Annotated in this window: 19 protein-coding genes; 11 read left to right on the forward strand and 8 right to left on the reverse strand. The window is 66.0% G+C overall.

Going from position 1 to position 18,153, the window contains the following annotated elements:
- Positions 1-177: 177 nt before the first annotated feature.
- The 8 genes from infA to truA all read left to right on the forward strand — a co-directional run bounded on the left by infA (position 178) and on the right by truA (position 4,884).
- Positions 178-399, forward strand: coding sequence for a translation initiation factor IF-1 (gene infA / locus BN3385_RS07935; protein ID WP_005140011.1), 222 nt, complete (start codon positions 178-180; stop codon positions 397-399).
- Positions 400-488: 89 nt separating this feature from the next.
- A complete protein-coding gene (gene rpmJ / locus BN3385_RS07940; protein ID WP_003879483.1) occupies positions 489-602 on the forward strand; it encodes a 50S ribosomal protein L36 in 114 nt (37 codons plus the stop codon).
- Positions 603-764: 162 nt separating this feature from the next.
- Entirely contained in the window at positions 765-1,142 is a 378-nt protein-coding gene (rpsM, locus tag BN3385_RS07945; protein WP_059016004.1) for a 30S ribosomal protein S13, read from the forward strand.
- 6 nt (positions 1,143-1,148) lie between these two features.
- Entirely contained in the window at positions 1,149-1,562 is a 414-nt protein-coding gene (gene rpsK, locus BN3385_RS07950) for a 30S ribosomal protein S11 (RefSeq protein ID WP_059016005.1), read from the forward strand.
- Positions 1,563-1,576: 14 nt separating this feature from the next.
- Positions 1,577-2,182 (forward strand): 30S ribosomal protein S4, encoded by a 606-nt coding sequence (gene rpsD, locus BN3385_RS07955; RefSeq protein WP_059016006.1) that lies wholly within the window; start codon positions 1,577-1,579, stop codon positions 2,180-2,182.
- An 81-nt stretch (positions 2,183-2,263) separates the two neighbouring features.
- Entirely contained in the window at positions 2,264-3,316 is a 1,053-nt protein-coding gene (locus BN3385_RS07960; protein WP_059016007.1) for a DNA-directed RNA polymerase subunit alpha, read from the forward strand.
- Positions 3,317-3,392: 76 nt separating this feature from the next.
- Positions 3,393-3,977, forward strand: coding sequence for a 50S ribosomal protein L17 (gene rplQ / locus BN3385_RS07965; RefSeq protein WP_059016008.1), 585 nt, complete (start codon positions 3,393-3,395; stop codon positions 3,975-3,977).
- The gene (gene truA, locus BN3385_RS07970; protein ID WP_502688058.1) at positions 3,946-4,884 is read left to right on the forward strand and encodes a tRNA pseudouridine(38-40) synthase TruA; all 939 of its coding nucleotides are present in this window, start codon (positions 3,946-3,948) and stop codon (positions 4,882-4,884) included. Before rplQ ends, truA begins: the two co-directional genes overlap by 32 nt.
- On the opposite strand, the gene BN3385_RS07975 is transcribed toward truA, so the two are convergent.
- The 4 genes from BN3385_RS07975 to BN3385_RS07990 all read right to left on the reverse strand — a co-directional run bounded on the left by BN3385_RS07975 (position 4,885) and on the right by BN3385_RS07990 (position 8,097).
- Positions 4,885-5,574 carry a cutinase family protein gene (locus BN3385_RS07975; protein WP_059016010.1) on the reverse strand — a complete coding sequence of 230 codons (690 nt, stop codon included), beginning with the start codon at positions 5,572-5,574 and terminating at the stop codon, positions 4,885-4,887. It abuts the gene before it with no gap.
- Between the two features lie 53 nt (positions 5,575-5,627).
- Positions 5,628-6,248, reverse strand: coding sequence for a cutinase family protein (locus tag BN3385_RS07980; RefSeq protein ID WP_059016489.1), 621 nt, complete (start codon positions 6,246-6,248; stop codon positions 5,628-5,630).
- 134 nt (positions 6,249-6,382) lie between these two features.
- Entirely contained in the window at positions 6,383-7,030 is a 648-nt protein-coding gene (locus tag BN3385_RS07985) for a cutinase family protein (RefSeq protein WP_231748661.1), read from the reverse strand.
- A 62-nt stretch (positions 7,031-7,092) separates the two neighbouring features.
- A complete protein-coding gene (locus BN3385_RS07990) occupies positions 7,093-8,097 on the reverse strand; it encodes an EamA family transporter (protein ID WP_197415143.1) in 1,005 nt (334 codons plus the stop codon).
- Between the two features lie 75 nt (positions 8,098-8,172).
- Between BN3385_RS07990 and BN3385_RS07995 the strand changes: the two genes are divergently transcribed.
- Positions 8,173-8,727 (forward strand): CGNR zinc finger domain-containing protein, encoded by a 555-nt coding sequence (locus BN3385_RS07995; protein ID WP_059016012.1) that lies wholly within the window; start codon positions 8,173-8,175, stop codon positions 8,725-8,727.
- Here BN3385_RS07995 and BN3385_RS08000 read toward each other — a convergent pair.
- From BN3385_RS08000 to BN3385_RS08015, 4 genes are read right to left on the reverse strand one after another with little or no spacing between them, the layout of a single operon-like run.
- Complete coding sequence (locus BN3385_RS08000; protein ID WP_059016013.1) at positions 8,724-10,811, reverse strand: FAD-dependent oxidoreductase; 2,088 nt, start codon at positions 10,809-10,811, stop codon at positions 8,724-8,726. The genes BN3385_RS07995 and BN3385_RS08000 overlap by 4 nt on opposite strands.
- The gene (locus tag BN3385_RS08005) at positions 10,808-14,035 is read right to left on the reverse strand and encodes an ATP-binding protein (protein WP_059016014.1); all 3,228 of its coding nucleotides are present in this window, start codon (positions 14,033-14,035) and stop codon (positions 10,808-10,810) included. Before BN3385_RS08005 ends, BN3385_RS08000 begins: the two co-directional genes overlap by 4 nt.
- The gene (locus BN3385_RS08010; RefSeq protein WP_059016015.1) at positions 14,032-14,625 is read right to left on the reverse strand and encodes a hypothetical protein; all 594 of its coding nucleotides are present in this window, start codon (positions 14,623-14,625) and stop codon (positions 14,032-14,034) included. Before BN3385_RS08010 ends, BN3385_RS08005 begins: the two co-directional genes overlap by 4 nt.
- Positions 14,622-16,292 carry a hypothetical protein gene (locus BN3385_RS08015; protein WP_059016016.1) on the reverse strand — a complete coding sequence of 557 codons (1,671 nt, stop codon included), beginning with the start codon at positions 16,290-16,292 and terminating at the stop codon, positions 14,622-14,624. The genes BN3385_RS08010 and BN3385_RS08015 overlap by 4 nt, the downstream gene beginning before the upstream one ends.
- Before the next feature lie 82 nt (positions 16,293-16,374).
- On the opposite strand from BN3385_RS08015, the gene BN3385_RS08020 reads away from it, so the two are divergent.
- Positions 16,375-17,046: a hypothetical protein gene (locus tag BN3385_RS08020; protein WP_082690395.1), complete on the forward strand. Its 672-nt coding sequence runs from the start codon at positions 16,375-16,377 to the stop codon at positions 17,044-17,046.
- Positions 17,043-18,095 carry a polyprenyl synthetase family protein gene (locus BN3385_RS08025; protein WP_059016018.1) on the forward strand — a complete coding sequence of 351 codons (1,053 nt, stop codon included), beginning with the start codon at positions 17,043-17,045 and terminating at the stop codon, positions 18,093-18,095. The genes BN3385_RS08020 and BN3385_RS08025 overlap by 4 nt, the downstream gene beginning before the upstream one ends.
- Positions 18,096-18,153: the final 58 nt, after the last annotated feature.

The raw sequence follows: 18,153 nt of genomic DNA on the forward strand, positions 1-18,153 counted from the left end.
AACGGGTATCGTAGACCAACGGTGCGGTGCCCGCGCCGACTCTTGCGTGCCCAGTCCTGGAATTTCCTGTCACCGGCTCACGTTTTGCAGTCGGGGCGAATGCTGCCCCGACTGCAACGGACCTGTCGCACACGCGGCGGGTGCAAGCAGAACCGACAATGCAGGATCTGAGAGGTTATGGCCAAGAAAGACGGTGCCATCGAGGTCGAGGGCCGCGTGGTTGAGCCCCTGCCCAATGCGATGTTTCGCATTGAGCTGGAGAACGGTCACAAGGTGCTCGCTCACATCAGCGGCAAGATGCGGCAGCACTACATCCGCATCCTTCCCGAGGACCGGGTGGTGGTGGAGTTGTCTCCCTACGACCTGACCCGGGGTCGCATTGTGTACCGGTACAAGTAGCGACGAGCGCAGCGAGTCGCTACCGAATATCTAGCGCCCCCACTTCGATCAGCCACGACAACGACGAGAACCAGAAGGATCGAACAGCCGTGAAGGTGAACCCGAGCGTCAAGCCGATCTGCGACAAGTGCAGGGTGATCCGCCGGCATGGGCGGGTCATGGTGATCTGCTCTGATCCGCGCCACAAGCAGCGGCAGGGCTAAGCCCAGCCAGCCTGCTGATCGGCCAACACAACTGAATGCAGACCTCCCAGTACCACCAGGCGGATTGGCCGCCTGGACACGTCCGGTCGGAGGCCGGACCCCGACGCCGTCGGGAACGGACTGGGAACAGACCTCCGCATTAGAAGAAGGAATCACTGCCTGATGGCACGTCTCATGGGCGTTGATCTCCCGCGCGACAAGCGCATGGAGATCGCGCTGACCTACATTTACGGCATCGGCCGTACGCGTTCGCAGGAAATCCTTGCGGCGACCGGTATCGACCGGGATCTGCGCAGCAAGGACCTCACCGACGATCAGGTGACCCAGCTGCGCGACTACATCGAGGGCAACGATCTCAAGGTGGAGGGTGACCTTCGCCGCGAGGTGCAGGCCGACATTCGCCGCAAGATCGAGATCGGCTGCTACCAGGGCCTGCGGCACCGCCGCGGTCTGCCGGTGCGCGGCCAGCGGACCAAGACCAATGCGCGTACCCGCAAGGGCCCCAAGCGCACCATCGCCGGCAAGAAGAAGGCCAGGTAATCCCTGATGGCACAAGCAAAGAAGGGCTCTGCTCCCAAGAAGGGGCAGAAGACCCGGCGTCGGGAAAAGAAGAACGTCCCGCACGGCGCCGCGCACATCAAGAGCACGTTCAACAACACGATCGTGTCGATCACCGACCCGCAGGGCAACGTCATCGCCTGGGCGTCGTCCGGCCACGTCGGCTTCAAGGGCTCGCGTAAGTCGACTCCGTTCGCCGCGCAGCTGGCCGCCGAGAACGCGGCCCGCAAGGCTCAGGAGCACGGCGTCAAGAAGGTCGACGTGTTCGTGAAGGGCCCGGGTTCGGGTCGCGAGACGGCGATCCGCTCGCTGCAGGCTGCCGGCCTCGAGGTTGGCGCCATTTCCGATGTCACCCCGCAGCCGCACAACGGTTGCCGTCCGCCCAAGCGGCGCCGGGTCTAGGGAGGATCTAGAAAATGGCTCGTTATACCGGACCCGTCACCCGCAAGTCGCGCCGCCTCGGTGTCGACCTCGTCGGCGGCGATCAGTCGTTCGAAAAGCGCCCCTACCCGCCCGGCCAGCACGGCCGCGCGCGGATCAAGGAGAGCGAATACCGCCAGCAGCTGCAGGAGAAGCAGAAGGCTCGCTTCACCTACGGCGTCATGGAGAAGCAGTTCCGCAAGTACTACGAAGAGGCCGTGCGGCACTCGGGTAAGACCGGCGAGAACCTGCTGCAGATCCTGGAAAGCCGGCTGGACAACGTCGTGTACCGCGCCGGCCTGGCGCGTACCCGCCGGATGGCCCGTCAGCTGGTCAGCCACGGCCACTTCACCGTCAACGGTGTCAAGGTGAACATCCCGAGCTACCGGGTGTCGCAGTACGACATCATCGACGTCAAGGAGAAGTCGCTGAACACGCTGCCGTTCCAGGTGGCGCGTGAGACCGCAGGCGATCGCCCGATCCCGGGCTGGCTGCAGGTGGTCGGGGAGCGTCAGCGCATCCTCGTGCACCAGCTGCCCACCCGCGAGCAGATCCAGGTGCCTCTCGCTGAGCAGCTGATCGTCGAGTACTACTCGAAGTAATGAAGACGTCCGCGGGACATCCGTTCCGCGGATCACCTAACGGCATCAAATAGCGGGTGCCGAGAAGGAGATAGAAACACCATGCTGATTTCTCAGCGACCCACACTGAGCGAAGAGGTCATCGCCGAAAACCGCTCCCAGTTCGTCATCGAACCGCTGGAGCCGGGTTTCGGTTACACCCTTGGCAATTCGCTGCGGCGCACGCTGCTGTCGTCGATTCCCGGCGCGGCAGTGACCAGCATCCGCATCGATGGTGTGCTGCACGAGTTCACCACCGTTCCCGGGGTGAAGGAAGACGTCACCGACATCATCCTGAACCTCAAGGGCCTGGTCGTCTCGTCCGAGGAGGACGAGCCGGTCACCATGTACCTGCGCAAGCAGGGCCCGGGTGAGGTCACCGCCGGTGACATCGTCCCGCCGGCCGGTGTGACCGTGCACAACCCCGACATGCACATCGCGACCCTGAACGACAAGGGCAAGCTCGAGGTCGAGCTCGTCGTCGAGCGTGGCCGCGGCTACGTGCCTGCCGTCCAGAACAAGGCTTCCGGTGCTGAAATCGGCCGTATCCCGGTCGATTCCATCTACTCGCCGGTGCTGAAGGTCACCTACAAGGTGGAGGCCACCCGCGTCGAGCAGCGCACCGACTTCGACAAGCTGATCCTGGACGTCGAGACCAAGAACTCGATCAGCCCGCGTGACGCCCTGGCGTCGGCCGGTAAGACCCTGGTCGAATTGTTCGGTCTGGCACGGGAACTCAACGTCGAGGCCGAGGGCATCGAGATCGGCCCGTCGCCTGCCGAGGCCGATCACATCGCGGCGTTCGCGCTGCCGATCGACGATCTGGACCTGACCGTCCGGTCGTACAACTGCCTCAAGCGCGAAGGTGTGCACACCGTCGGCGAGCTGGTCGCCCGCACGGAGTCCGATCTGCTGGACATCCGTAACTTCGGCCAGAAGTCGATCGACGAGGTCAAGATCAAGCTGCACCAGCTGGGCCTGTCGCTCAAGGACAGCCCGGCCAGCTTCGATCCGTCCGAGGTCGCCGGCTACGACGTGGCCACCGGCACCTGGAACAGCGATGCGGGCTATGACCTGGACGCCGACCAGGACTACGCCGAAACCGAACAACTCTAACCGGGCACATTCCCGCCCAACGTCCGTCCCGGCCCTACCTGATACGGGGGTCGGCCCCACATAGGAGATAGTCGCAATGCCCAAGCCCACTAAGGGTCCCCGTCTCGGCGGGTCGTCCTCGCACCAGAAGGCGCTGCTGGCCAACCTGGCCACCTCGCTCTTCGAGCACGGCCGGATCAAGACGACCGAGCCCAAGGCACGGGCGTTGCGGCCCTACGCCGAGAAGCTCATCACCCATGCCAAGAAGGGCACGTTGCACAACCGGCGTGAGGTGATGAAGAAGATCCGCGACAAGGACGTGGTGCACACCCTGTTCGCCGAGATCGGTCCGTTCTTCGCCGACCGTGAGGGCGGCTACACCCGGATCATCAAGGTCGAGGCGCGTAAGGGTGACAACGCTCCGATGGCCGTCATCGAGCTGGTGCGCGAGAAGACGGTGACCTCGGAAGCCAACCGGGCACGCAAGGCGGCCGCTCCGAAGGCCGCTGCTGCTCCGGTCGAAGAGGCTCCGGTCGAGGAGGCTCCGGCGGAGGAGAGCGTCGAGGAGATCCAGGCTGAAGACGCCGCGATCGCTGACGCGCAGACCGCCGAGGCTGCCGACGAGGTCGCCGAGGAGCAGGCCGAAGAAGCTGCCGAGGATTCGGACGCTGACAAGTCCTGACACTGTGAGTACGGATGTGCCCGCCACCGATTCCGGTGGCGGGCACTCCGTTTTATCCCCTCACTCCGTTCACCCAGTCCGTCTTCGGCTCGATATCGCCTATGACGGAACCGATTTCACCGGCTGGGCGACTCAGGACGGGCACCGCACGGTCGCCGGTGTGCTCGACGATGCATTGTCGACGGTGTTTCGGGTGCCGGTGCGCCTATTCGCTGCCGGCCGTACCGACAGCGGGGTACACGCCACCGGGCAGGTAGCCCATGTCGACGTCCCCGCCGATGCGTTGGGGTATGCCTACCCGCGTCATCCGCGCCCCGGTGACCCGGAGTTTCTGCCCCTGATCCGCCGACTGGCCAGGTTCCTGCCCGAGGACGTTCGGGTTCGCGAGATCACGCGTGCACCAGCAGGTTTCGATGCGCGCTTCTCCGCGCTGCGCCGCCACTACGTCTACCGGCTGTCGCTGGCGCCGTACGGCGTCGAGCCGCACCTGGCGCGCTACGTCACGCCGTGGCCCCGCCACCTCGATGTGCCGGCGATGGTCGCTGCCTCGCGGGAGTTGGTGGGACTGCACGATTTCGCTGCGTTCTGCCGGCACCGTCCCGGTGCCACCACCATCCGCGACCTGCAGCGGCTGGACTGGCAGAGCGACGGCGACATCATCACCGCCCACGTCACCGCTGACGCGTTCTGCTGGTCGATGGTTCGCTCGCTGGTCGGTGCACTGCTGGCAGTCGGTGAGGGCCGCCGCGAACCTGCTTGGTGTGCAACCTTATTGAGCGAACCGCAGCGGTCCAGTGCCTTTGCGGCCGCGCCGGCGCGGGGCCTCACCCTGGCCGGGGTGGACTATCCGCCCGACGATGAGCTGGCAGCGCGCATCGCGATCACCCGCGATCTGCGCACGCTCTGATCAGAGCCGGCCGGCCACGAAATCGGCGGCCTGATCGACCAGCCCGGAGTCGATGTAGGCGGCCTGCAGGTGGGAATTCCAGTTGCCGGCCCAGCTTTCCGGATCCATGTTGTCGTTGCAGATCGGGTCATCGGGTGTGCACACGTCGATGGTCTTGTCACCCCACAGCGGGCTGACATCAGAGACCGGGCCGAACACCTTGCGGGTGCCGTTGCCGAACAGCGCCACCGCCGCCACGTGGCCGTCCATGCCCAACGGCAGCGGGTTCTTGTACCCGAACACCGGAGATGGTGCGGCCAACACGAGGTCGGTGACCGCGGCGCCCAGCGAGTACCCACCGAGTACCAGTCGCGTGTCCGGGCAGTTGTTGGCCATGTACTGGATGTGCTTGCTCATATCGTTGGCGCCAACATCGACCTGATAGTCGGCCGGGTAGTTCACCGCGTAGAAGCCGACGTTCTTGGATGTCTTGCCGCGCAGCGAATCGACGAAAGCCTGACCGATGCGGCCGGTACCCGGCGGTTCGAAACGCCCTCGGGCGAAGACCACTTCGACGTCAGGACACGGCGCTGCACTGGCCTTGGCGAGCGTGGCCGGCGAATCCGACGGTGACATCGCTGGAGCGAGCAACATCACAGCCGCGGCGGACAATACCGCCGTAGCGCTGCTGAGGAGCCGCTTCATCTGCATAGAGCCATGGTACGTGAGGCCTGAGGGGCCTTGTCAGCAAATAAATTACAGATCTACAACAGGCCGGCAATGAAGCCCGCTGCCTGGTTGGGCAGATCGGTGCTCTCATAGTCGGTGTGCGCGAACGGATTGCGACCCTGCGAGCAGATCGGATCACCGTCGTTGCACAGGTCAATGCCCTTGCCGGCGAACGGTGCACCCGCCGCTGACACCGGATTGCCGAACTTCGTCGCGGGGTTTCCGAACACGGCGACGGCGGCCACCCTGTTGGCCACGCTCGACGGCAGCGGGGGCGCGGAGCCGATCTCGCCGACCTTGTTGCCCAGCGGCGGAATGCCCAGCAGCATGTCCACCACCGCGGCGCCCTGGGAATATCCGCCCAGGACAAAGCGGGTCGACGGACAGGCTGCCGCGGTGGCCAGGATGTGGTTGGTCGCGTCAGTAGCGCCGTCGGCGGCGGCCAGGAAGTCGTAGGTGGCGGGGTAGTTCACCGCGTAGGTGCCGACGGTACGGCCGCCGAGCTGGGCCTGCAGCCCGTCGGTCAGGGCCTGGCCCACCCGGCCGATACCGGCGGGCTCGCTGGTACCGCGGGCGAACACCACCTGCACGTCCGGGCAGGGGTCAGCAGCGGCGGTCGGCGCAGTGGCAGACAGTGCCGCGGCGGCGGCAACCATCGTCACGCCGGCAACGGCGAGCCGGCGGGCAGGCGTCATGAACGGCTCAAACACGCGCAAACATCCCCTTGGTCGAGAGCAACTGGCTCATCCTCACACATCCGAACACGGTGCCCAAAACCCTTGCCGCGGTCTCAGAGCAGGCCCGCGACGAAGGAGGCCGCCTGGTTGGTCATCCCGACCTGGCTGTAGTTGCGGTGTGCGGGGACGTCATTGCCATCCGAGCAGACCGGGTCGCCGGCGTTGCACAGATCGATGGCCTTGGCGCCGTAGACCGGGCTGGACGTCAGCGGCAGCCCCACTTTGGTGGTCGGATTGCCGAACACGGCCAGCGCCGCCACCCGGTCGGGCACGTTGGGGGGCAGCGGGTTGTTGAACCCGACGGCGGGGAACGGCACCGAGGTGATGACGTCGATGATGGCCGCGCCCTGCGAGTAGCCGCCCAGCACCAGCCTGGTGTCCGGGCAGGTGTTGACCACGTTCTGGATGAACGCGCTGGCGTCGTTGGCGCCGTCGGCTGCGGCCAGGAAGTCGTAGCTGGCCGGGTAGTTGACGGCGTAGACGCCGATCGAGCGGTTGCCGACCTTGCCGCGCAGCGAATCGACGAAGGCCTGTCCCACGCGGCCGATCCCTGGCGGTTCGCTGGTGCCGCGGGCGAAGACCACCTGGATGTCGCTGCAGCCGTCGGCGTGGGCGGCGGGCAGGACAGCGGGGCTGACGAGGGCACTTCCGGAGACCAGGGCGGTCACGGCGGCGCCGCGCAGAATACGGGAGATCGTCACGCCGTAATGTTACGCAAGCTAAGTGAGTTTCATTCCCGACCTTTGCTGGCGAGCCGCTCGGGTCAGCGTCGGGCGCCTGCCGCGATCTCCTCGATCGGACCCGCATCGGGCCAGGTTGCGGCCGTGACCTCGGCACTTCGATCGCCTTGGCGGGCCAGCGCCAGGCCGAGCAGCACCACGATGCCGCCCACGCCCTGGGTCACGCTGACCGACTCCCCGAGCAGCACCCAGGCGCACAGCACCGCGAAGAGCACCTCGCCCAGGCCCACCAGCGACGCGAAGCTGGGCCGCAGCCTGGCCACCCCGCTGATGCCCAGGGTGTAGGCAATGGCTGTGGCGACCACGGAAAGCATGATGACCGGCACCCACCAGGGCACTGTCAATCCGGCCACGACAGCGTCGTTGGCGGTGAAGGTGAGCGGCATGATGCCGGACAGGCCCAGACCCGCGACGGCGACGGTGCCGACCACCAGGCCGGCGGCCGACAGGGTGATCGAGCTGAGCCCGTTGCCGTCGGCACTGACCTCGTCGGACATCATGAAGTAGCAGGCCGCGCAGATGGCCGCGGCCAGTCCCCACGCCACGCCGACGGCGTTGATGTGCGCGTTCCCGCTAAAGACGTTCAGGACCAGCATGATGCCCGCGATGGCGAGCCCGACCCCGGCCAGGGTCAGCCCGCGGGGACGGCGGCGGGTGGTGCCCCAGATCCAGCCGACGACCAGGATCGGTGCGGTGTATTCCAGCAGGAGGGCCACACCGACCGACAGGTGTGAGACGGCGTTGTAGTAGCAGAGCTGGGCGCCGGCGATCGGCACCAGGCCGTAGGCCACGACGACGCGGGCGTGCTCACGGGCCTCGCGGATCCAGTCCGGTTTGACGATCGTCGCGAAGATGGCCATCACGAGCGCGCCGCCGGCCAGCCGGGCCGTCACCGCGGCAGTCGGCGACCAGCCTGCTCCCATGAGGGCCTTGGCGAAGGGGCCGGACATGCCGAAGGTGAACGCCGACCCGACTGCGAACAGCAAACCGAGCCGGAAGTGGTCTTGACCGCGCACCATGGTCGACATGAGGCACCTCCCCGCGTGTAATGAGTAAAATGATGATTGGTCATGACACTACGTCCAGAAGGAGTCATGAGTCAAATGCTTTTCAGTCATGACACCGAATTCACGTTGCGGGCTGCCTGTGCTCTGATCAACAGCGACCGCAGCGACGGTGAACAGTTGGGTGACCAGCAGGCGCTGGACGAGTTTCTGGGTGCCTGGGGATGGACCGGTCGGCGCGATCACGACGACGCCGAGCTGGTCTCGGTGCACACCCTGCGCACGCGGCTGGGCCGGATCTGGGCTGCCGCTGACGACGAGGTGCGCGCGGTGGGTCAGATCAACGCCCTGCTGTCGGACACCCAGGCCTCACCCTGGCTGACCCGCCACCCCGAGATGCCGGAGTGGCATCTGCACCTGGCGTCGATCCACGACCCCCTGGCGCAGCGGATGGGAGCCGAGATGGCCATGTCGCTGGCCGACCTGGTGCGCGCCGGCGAGCTGCGGAGGCTGAAGATCTGCGCGGCCTCGGATTGTGACGCGGTGCTACTCGACCTCTCGCGCAACCGGTCGCGAATGTTCTGCGACACCGGCAACTGCGGAAACCGCCAGCACGTCGCGGCCTACCGGGAGCGGCGGTCCAAGGAGGGCTAGGGCAGATGCCAGCCGCGGATACGGTGAAATCGTCCCCGGCCCAGCAGGGCATTGGCTGCCTCGAGCCCCGAGATCACCGCCGCTTCGATGCATCCGGCGTTCCACCCGCAGTCGGTCCAGTCACCGCACACGACCAGGTTGTCGTAACCGCTCTCATCGGGCCGCAGCCGATACCGGTCGCTGCCGGGGACCGCCTGAACGTAGCGGTCGGATGGGTCCACGTTGACACTGATGTGCTGGGTGGCCAGGGCCTGCGCGCCGTTGTCCGGGTCGGCGCCGTCGAGTCCGCACAACAACTCCCAGCAGAACCGACCGTTATCGACGGCGCCGGGAAGGAAGATCGCCACATTGCGGTCCAGGTGTGCGACGGCATCGGCGATGACGCGGCGTCGGTGGCGAGGCAGGTAGTCGGGATCGTAGGCGCGGGGCGGATCCTCGGCCTGCAACGTCCCGCAGAAGTACGCGATCGTCTGGGGGCGCTCCGAGTCCGGCCACTGCTCGGCCCATAACGTTTGGCCCATGGATGCCCATGTCTCGAAGGGCGGGATGTAACCGCTTGTCGTCACGCCGTGTTCGGTCCACCCGAGGGCCTTCTCGTCCGGGCGCAGCCACAGTTGGAACGATTGCGTTGCCGCGGTGCGGATATGGGCGACCATCTCCCGCCAGTCGGGGTTGTGCTCGATCAGCTCCTCGGCCACGAACGGCAGCATTCCGACCGACATCGCCACCACCACCCGATCGAAGTGCACACCTCGGTGCAGTTCGACTGTCTCGACGTCATCGGCTGCGCTCCAGGGTGTTTCGAGCAGGTGCCAGTCCACGACCCGGTAGCGGTCGGCCTCGTCGAGTTGGCCGATCAGTGGTGCCGACGGGAAGACGGGTAGGCCCGCCACCCGGGTCAGCGGCTCGTACTGGTCGAGATCGGCCCGCAGTCGGGCCTGTCGGCCCAAGGTGATGCGCCCGACGTTCCGGCGGTCGTCATCGAGGTGCAGGCCGTCGACCCGGTGGAAGAACTCGAACCGCACACCGCGCTGACGCAGTGCTTGGTAGACCGGCGCGATGACCACATCGCCCATCCCTGCCGTCATCTTCCAGAAGATCGATCCGCGGTACTGGAACAGCGCCAGTCCGATGAGGAAAACCGCTGTCCCGGCGCCCATCTGCGGACGGTCATGGTCGCCGTCGACGTGACCGAACACGAAGTCGTAAAGTCCGCGCAGCAGTGGAAAGTCAACGATGTCGGGATGCGCCCCGTGGCGCATGATCCAGTCGGTGAAGTCCTCGTCGTTGAGCGCCTTGAAGCCACGGGGGTCGGTGGCCACCTTGTCGACGAACATTCCCCTGATGGTCGCTGTCACCATCGAGATCAAGAGCCACGATCGCCTGTGGTCGGCGCGGCCGTCGTAATCCAAACCCGAACGCAGCTTGTCGAGTACGTCGTCCAGCACATCAGTGGGTGCGCGATCGGTGGTCTGCGGCTCGAAGAGCGCCAGGAATGCGGCCAGCAGCCCGGTTCGCAATACCTCGTACCACCGTGTGGGCGGTTTCGCGTCAGAAGACGTCGTCAACGACAGGCCGACCGGTCCGACGTCGCGTATCGAGTCGGCGAAATCCAGCACCATGCGGGCAGCCCGGTGCAGGAAATCGGGGACCGTCATCTCCCGCCCGGAAAGCCCTGGCTCGCCGGGAAATTCACCATTCTGAGTGAACTTGCCCAGCCAGATCAGCCAGTCATCGCCCCACTGTTCGCCGAGTCCGATGGTATCGGCGGGGATCAATGCGTCGTCCCAGTCCAGAATGGGACAGTTCGGATCGCTGGTGGCCCTGTCGATCTCGCGGTAGCACTCGCGCAGAACGGCGAAGGCGTTGTCGTAGCAGCCGAGCCAGACATGCAGGCCGTGCTCCTCGATACGGCCATGCGGGCCCCGGCTCGATGCGCCCTTGCCACCGAGGCGCCAGCCACGCTGATAGACGGTGATCGATTCGTAGCGCTGCTGCCAGCCCGGCTCGCTGAGGCGCCACGCCGCGCTGAGACCGGCCATGCCACCGCCGAGTATCGCGACGCGCTCCCTGCCGCGGCTCACCCGAGCAGTGCCTCGGCGCGTGACACGTCAGGCCACGAGTTCCCCGCCGGGATCGCCGCCAGCGCGTCGACGAGCTGTCCGCGAAAAGCCGTGCCGCCGAGCTCGAACAGGTCGGTGGCTGCCCGTAGCCGAAAGACCGCGGCGCCCCGTCGCTGTGCGAGTTCGACGGTATCTTGGAGTTCGGCCAGCCGCTGGTCTCCCTCGACGGTCAGTGCGCGCAGCCGCATCAGTTCGGGGTCGTGGTGTCCGACACCGAGCTCGGCGCTCAGGGCCAGTCCGGCGTCGAGTTGTTCGCGCGCCTGCTGTGGCTGGTCGATCACCGTCAGCAGTTTGGCCAACGCCGCGTAGTAGACCGAGACGAACGTCGGAATGTCGGCATCCAGCATGGCTTGGACGACGGCGGAGACGGCAACGATGTGGGCCTCGACGGACTCGCGGGCGCTGGCACCGGTGGCGAGGAAGGTCGTCGCATTCACCAGGACGTGTTCGGCGCCGGCCAACAGCCGCCAGGAATCGAACCCATGCCGGCGCGCGATGTCGGACAGGTCCGACACCCGTTGGGCTGCGGCCCGGTACTGGCCGCACTCATACCGCATCCACACTTCCATCGAATGGGCATACGCCAGGCTGAACGGACCATGCGGGAAACCGACTGCAGCACAACGGGCATGGGCCCGATCCAGCGCCTCTTCCATGCCGGCCAGATCACCCTGGACGAAGCGGGCCATCGAGAGCAGGGTCCACAACGACGCACCCGGTTCGTGGGGGATGAACCACAGGGTCTCGATCTCGGCGCTGTCGGCGGCGTTGGTGGTGCTGGCCAGCTGTTCGAGCTGTGCTCGCGCCGTGCTGAAATCCCCCTCGTACCAGGATGCGGTGGCAAAGCCCGCCTCGGTCGCGTGTTGCATCCAGTCCGGGCCGGCCGAGGACAGTAGGCGACCGGTGCTCAGCAGCTGACTCACCCGGTTCATGTGCCCGCGGGACAGGTAATAGCCCACCAGGGCCTGCATGGTGGCGCGCAGGTCGTCGGTCAACTGTGAGTCGCTCAACTCCAGGCACTGCTCGAAGTCGGCAGCGGCCTCCGCACTCGTGGTGCCGGCGATCGACGAGATGAGGAATCCTCGCCGCACCAGAAGGGTGGCCAGTCGCCGATCCCGCTCATGGCCTGCCGGAAGCTTCTCGGCATTCGTGATCGCCCGGGTGAGTTGATGGCGCGCCTCCAGGAGTGCGCCGCGCCGCCGGGCCTCACCGGAGATCTGCCGGTAGGCGTGCGCGGCTTCGGCGAAACGACCCGCCTCCTCGCAGTGGATCGCGACCAGATTCCAATCCGGCTGTTCGTAGGTGATGTCGGTGAGCGCGTCGGCGACTCGTCCGTGCAGACGCTGGCGCTGGCTCGGCGGTGAGAACTCGACGGCCACCTCGCGCAGCAGTTCGTGCCGGAACCGGTAGGTGTCGTCGGCGATCGGGACCAGGACGCGGGTGGCCACCAATTCCGACAGGGCAGCATCGACCGCGTCCGGCGGCATATCCAGCACAGCCAGCAATAGTCCGCGATCCACCTCGCGCCCGACGATAGCCGCCGCGGCCACCACCTGGACCGCGTTCTTACTGGCCCGCAGCCGGGCGAACAGGGGTTCGTAGAGGGCGTCGGGAACCCTGTGCCAGGTCGCCGAATCATCTTGTTGCTGATCGAGTTTCGTGACGATCTCTTCGATGTACAGAGGCACGCCATCGCAGCGGCGATGCACTTCGGCCCGAGATTGCTTCGACATCCCGGCGTGGAGTGCGTCGATCAGTTCGTCGGTCTGCGCTGCACTCAGCGGTGCCAGTTCGAACGTTGTCAGGCCGGTCGACTCCGCCAGGGTGCGCAGCTGGTCGACATCACGTGTCGTCACCATCAGCATCACGCCTGACTTCTCGCGACGGAGCAGATGCTCGACCACATCGAGGGTCGACGAATCGAACCAGTGCAGGTCCTCGACCAGGACAAGTCCCGGGCCATCACCCACGCAGCTCATGAGGTAGTCACAGACCGCAGTCCGGATTCTGGCGTACAGCTTTCCCGCATCGGCAGGTGCGGGCTGATATCCGGTCTGCTCGGAGATGCCGAGAACGGGTGCCAGCAGGGGCACCACGCTTTCCGGATCCAACCTTCGCGCCGCGATCTCGGATGCCAGGAGTCGCAGCTTCTCGGCTTGCGATGTCGATCGTGTTATCCCGCAACGGGTTTCCAGCAGCACGCGAATCGGGTGCAGACCGACCTCGCGGTGGAACGGCGAGCCGTGGATCTCCAGGGTGATTCCGCCTGACCGGTCCACCAAACCTGCGGCTGCGGCGGCCAGTCGGCTCTTGCCCATCCCGGCCTCACCGACGAATCCGATGCCCGGCGGCGTCGGCTCGGACGCCACAGCCTGTGTCCAGAGTTGTCTGAGGCTGGCCAGTTCTTCGTCCCGACCGACAATCGGGCCGTTACCGATCGGCGTCGATTGCGGTCGCTCGGCCGTGACGAGATGGAATTCGACCGGACCGCTGATGCCCTTGACGTGCTGAGCAGGCTGAGCCTCGAGATCGAACTCGGCTCCGACCAGCCGCTGGATCGCGTTGGACACCACAACGGCGTCCGGCGGTGCCAGACCGCACATCCGCGCGGCGAGGTTGGCACCGAGGCCGTAGACGTCGTCCTGGACGGTATCCAGATAGACCAACCCGCGGTGGATGCCGACCCGGACGTGGATGTCGAAACCGAACTTCTTGCGGACACTCGACGAGAGCCGCACGACGTTGCGCACGATATCCAGGCCGGCCTGAACTGAACGGCGGACATCGTTCTCGTGGGCGTTGGGATGGCCGAAGACGGCGAGCAGGCCGTCCCCCTTGGTCGATGCGATATGGCCCTCATAGCGCTCGACACCCTGACGAACCACGTCGCGGTATCGTCCGACCACCAACCGGTAGGTCTCGGGCTCGATCTGGGTGGACAGCACCGTCGAGTCCACCAGATCGGCGAACATGATTGTCAGGCGCCGTATTTCGCCACCGTCGATGGGAGCGCTGAGCAGGTCTTCGGCGTCCTGACTGTCCCGGTCGGCGGCGAGGACCTGCTCGGCAAGCCTGCTCGCGGCGGCGTGATCACCCTGGTTGACTGCTTCGACGGCACGGTCCAGCAGCTCTTCGATCCTGGCCCGGTCGTTCGAGTCCGGTGCTGTCGGGTCCGAACTGTTCACACGTCGACTTCGACGTCCAGCACCGTTGGAGCCGCGGCCGCAGCACCCGATGTGTCCGGCACCGCCGCGATTTCAGCCTTCCCCGCATAACATCCGCTATGAATGCCGGCCTGGTTGAGCACCAGCCGGAACGCGGTGGTGCCCGCAGGCAGCACCCAGGCGGCGCACAGCTCGGCCGAGCCGTCGGCTTTGCGTGCTTCCAGCCCCAATCGGGTCTTGGAAATGGGATCGTCGGACACCGAGCGGGACAGCGGGCTGACGGTGAGGCGGTGAGCGCGGCTCTGATCACCGGGCACCGGGTACCAGGGCGACCAGGTTGTCACCGGCGTGGTACGAAAGCCGCCGACGGTCAGGGTGGAGGCGAACAACTCACTCCACCCCAGCAGTGCGATGTTCGCCAACGAACTCACGGTCTTGTAGTAGTCGTCGAGCGTGTAGGTGCCGGTGCCGAGTTCCTCACCGGCGTCGGTGATGACCTTGGCGGTCTGGTTGGCCATCCGGGCGTAGATGTCGGCGCAGTACTGCGCGACGACGCCGTAACTCTTGATCAGATCCGAGGCGGTCAGCTGCTCGGTCTTCGGGTTCGTCACGGTGTCTTCCCTCCGGGGTTATCGTCAGATTGCCCGGTGGTCGGCGGCACTGAAAGTCGTTGCTGGGCTTCGGCGAGGTAGCGCCACGGCTGGCTGGCGAGGAAGCCGCCGAGTTGGGAACTCTCGGTGATGAGGTCGGCAACGGTCAGTTCGTTCTTGGACCATTTGACGGCAAGCTTCGAGGCCGAGTTAGCGCTCTGGGTAATGGCTTCGGCCCACATCCCGGCAAGCTCACCGATCAGGCCGCCCAGTGCGCCTGCGGGTAGCTGGGGTGCCTGCTTGGCAGGGTCGGGCGCGTTGGCATTTCCGGCTGCCGGGGCAGCATTCGCCACGCCCTCGGGTGAGGTGCTCCAGCCGACAAGGGGTCGTTGGTAGTTCTTCGGCGCCCGTTTGGCCGAGTCGAACAACATGGCGTTGCCCATCGTCGACCAGCCGAGCACGTTGATGAGCATGGCGGTGGCGGTGACGCTGCAGCCTTGAATGGCAACCATCTTGCTGGTGCGCACCCGAACCGCCGGCGTACCGTCCGCGCTCTGGGCCGGTTCGATGTGGAGGTACCCGTTGTCGACCAGGACCAGACCGCTGTCACCGGTGCCCGCACGCTGGTCGGACAGTTCGTAGTTGATGATTCCGGCGACGTCCGCGGGCTGTGCTGCCGTGCCGAAATCCTCTTTCCAGTACTTCAGTGCCGTCTTCAGCACGAACTTGTCCGGCAGCGTGCTGACATGCTCGAGGACCTGACTCGCGCCCCGCGCATCAGGGTCGCGCGGGGGCATCTTGACGAAGAACCGGCTCAGCTGATCCCAGTTGCGCGGATCGACGATGGCTTTGATGGCGCCTACGGTCACACCCGCGCGGGTCGTGTCGGTGCGCAGCACCGCGCAGAAGTTCCCGTCGATCTCGGTCACTGCCGCACTGGCCGTCGAAGCGGCCTGGCCATCGACGGTCACCGACATCGAGTCGGCGGCGAACACCAGCGGAACCGCCATCACATCAGCCCGGATCGCGTCGGACCCGTCGAGGAGGAGGGTGGGCCAGGACGCGTTGCCGGAGAACACATTTGTCGACAGCAGTGAGTTGAGTTGCTGGGTGCGGTCGATCCGGCGGGTGACCTCGGTGGTCATCGCGGACTTGTCGAATCCCGCCAGTTCCTCTGCGGTGGGATCACCGGCGAAGCCGAGGAAGGTATCGAGCGCATCGGGGAGTGCCCCGTTGAGCGCGATGGCTGCCGCCGGTGGGGCAATGGGTAGAAGCGCCTTCAACACCGCCCCGGCATAGAACAGCTGCGCCCGGTTCGCGGGGGTGAACACCGGCGCTTCATCTCCGCCCAGCGTCCAGTCCCCGGCGAACTCGGCCGCCGTCGGTTCCGGTTGGTCGTCAGATGATGAGCTTCCGCCGAGATCGAGCGCAGCGACCGGGCTGACCTTGCGCACGGTATCGGCGAGACTGGTCACGGCATCGGTGAACGCCGGGAAGTCAACCTCGGCACCGTCGGGCGAGAGGCGGCGAATCAGCCCCTGAATCTCGGCATACCAACCCTGGCGGCCGGGCCCGGTGGTACCGGGCAAGTACTTCTCGACAAGGGCCGACCACTGCGGGTCATCTGCGGCCACGACGGACTGGTCGATCGCCCCGTAGACGGCGAGCAAATCCTGCAGCGGCGCCATCGCCCCCTCCTAGCCCGGATCGAGGCATAGCATACCTGGAAACACGCCCGGTCAGCGGGTGAATACCGGGGAAGGAACCCAGGTGGAGGGTGGTTTCGGCGACGACGGTGCCATTGCGGATCTGCCGTGGGCCTCGGTATTCAGTCCCACCGCGAACGCCAGGGCGTTGAGTGCTATTCAGGCCGAGGGTTTCCGGGCTGCCAGTCAACTGGTCGATCGATTTGTCCGGGCAGTCGAGGCGGGTGCGCGGCCCACCACCAATGGCCACGCCGAGACTGCATCGCCCGGCCGCGAACAGAGCGCAGGACCCGACCTGGAACGCCTGACTCGGGCGTGGTGGTCGATGTTCGGCCAATTCCTTCTCGGTGCTGCACCGTCGGCGGGTCGGGCAGGCGCGGGGATTGCTCTGGGCGTCGACGGTCGTGGGGCGGCGGGCAGCGTCGATATGGACATCACCGGTGACGGCTGGGCGTCTGGGGAAGTCTGGTTGCACAACAACTCCGGTGAGGATTTCGGTGTGGTGCAGCTGCGCTGCGGTGAGTTGATCTCTCACAGTGGTGGCGTGATTGCCGCGGCCGCTACGCAGTGCGATCCCACGGATGTCCCCGTACCGGCGCGGTCCAGCCGAGGTGTCGCACTGAAGATTCACGTGGCACCGTTTGATCCGCCAGGGATCTATCGGGGCACCCTTGTTGTGACGGGACACCCGGACCTGTGGTTGCCGGTGGCGCTCACCGTGCGTCCCTCCTCATGACCGCCACCGAAGACCGCTCGGACCTGGTCGATTCGGTTGACGACCGGCTTCGTGATGTCGCGCGGCACATCAGGCGCTCCATGCTGGACGCGCTGCCCGACGGCGAGCCGTCCCGCTGGCTCTACGAACCGCTACGCGAGTATCCCTCAAGGATCGGCAAGGCGCTGCGTCCTGCTCTGTGTCTCTCGGCGGGAAGAGCATTCGGGGCGCAGCTCGAGGACGTATGGGGATTCGCCGTGGCCATCGAGCTACTTCACAACGCCTTCCTGGTGCACGACGACATCGTCGATGGCAGCGAAATACGCCGAGGCAGGCCGACATTGGCTGCTCATTATGGCGTCGCGTCGGCACTCAACGCAGGTGATGCGCTCGCCGTCGTTGCGGGCCAGGTATTGCGCCGTGCCACCCGCCGGTTGGACCGCGACCTTGCCGACCTGGTGTGGGCCGAGTTCGACACGATGGCCATGCGGACGCTGGAAGGCCAGGCCATCGAGGCGGGCTGGCAGTACGACAACATCGCCGATCTGCAACCGGCCGACTACCTCAATCTGATCATGCACAAGACCTGCTGGTACACCACCATCCACCCGCTGCGGGTCGGAGCCATGGTCGGTTCCGGCGGCCTTGCCGACCTCGGCCCGATAGTCCGGTTCGGCTTCCACTTCGGTGCCGCGTTCCAGATTCGGGATGATCTGCTCAACCTCATCGGTGACGAACAGACCTACGGCAAGGAGATTCTCGGCGACATCTACGAAGGCAAGCGGACGCTGACCCTGGTGCACCTGACCGCGACCGCCACCGGCGCCGACCGCGACCTGGTGCGCGACTACCTGGGCCTGGCCCGCGCGGAGCGCTCCGACGAGATGGTGCGCACCATCCGGGCCCTGATGGACGATTACGGCAGTATCGAGTTCACCCGGCAATACGCCGAGGGCATTCTGCTGGTCGCCGAGGAGTACTTCGAGGAAGCCTTCGCCGCGGCTCGACAGGGGCCCGATCTCGACTTCCTCCGGGCATTGGTGCCCTACGTGTGGGCCCGCTGGCGTTAGGTCACCGGCCTGTTGAGAGCCGACATCGTGCGAACCGCATCTGTCCTACCGTAGGTGC

It is taken from the genome of Mycobacterium sp. M26, assembly GCF_001494595.1.
GTDB lineage: Bacteria > Actinomycetota > Actinomycetes > Mycobacteriales > Mycobacteriaceae > Mycobacterium.

Excerpts from the sequence above, each read along its gene's own strand:
- infA (WP_005140011.1), top strand. The coding sequence starts at position 178 with ATGGCCAAGAAAGACGGTGCCATCGAGGTCGAGGGCCGCGTGGTTGAG.
- rpsM (WP_059016004.1), top strand. The coding sequence starts at position 765 with ATGGCACGTCTCATGGGCGTTGATCTCCCGCGCGACAAGCGCATGGAG.
- rpsK (WP_059016005.1), top strand. The coding sequence starts at position 1,149 with ATGGCACAAGCAAAGAAGGGCTCTGCTCCCAAGAAGGGGCAGAAGACC.
- rpsD (WP_059016006.1), top strand. The coding sequence starts at position 1,577 with ATGGCTCGTTATACCGGACCCGTCACCCGCAAGTCGCGCCGCCTCGGT.
- BN3385_RS07960 (WP_059016007.1), top strand. The coding sequence starts at position 2,264 with ATGCTGATTTCTCAGCGACCCACACTGAGCGAAGAGGTCATCGCCGAA.
- rplQ (WP_059016008.1), top strand. The coding sequence starts at position 3,393 with ATGCCCAAGCCCACTAAGGGTCCCCGTCTCGGCGGGTCGTCCTCGCAC.
- BN3385_RS07975 (WP_059016010.1), bottom strand. The coding sequence starts at position 5,574 with ATGCAGATGAAGCGGCTCCTCAGCAGCGCTACGGCGGTATTGTCCGCC.
- BN3385_RS07980 (WP_059016489.1), bottom strand. The coding sequence starts at position 6,248 with ATGGTTGCCGCCGCCGCGGCACTGTCTGCCACTGCGCCGACCGCCGCT.
- BN3385_RS07990 (WP_197415143.1), bottom strand. The coding sequence starts at position 8,097 with ATGTCGACCATGGTGCGCGGTCAAGACCACTTCCGGCTCGGTTTGCTG.
- BN3385_RS07995 (WP_059016012.1), top strand. The coding sequence starts at position 8,173 with ATGCTTTTCAGTCATGACACCGAATTCACGTTGCGGGCTGCCTGTGCT.
- BN3385_RS08015 (WP_059016016.1), bottom strand. The coding sequence starts at position 16,292 with ATGGCGCCGCTGCAGGATTTGCTCGCCGTCTACGGGGCGATCGACCAG.
- BN3385_RS08025 (WP_059016018.1), top strand. The coding sequence starts at position 17,043 with ATGACCGCCACCGAAGACCGCTCGGACCTGGTCGATTCGGTTGACGAC.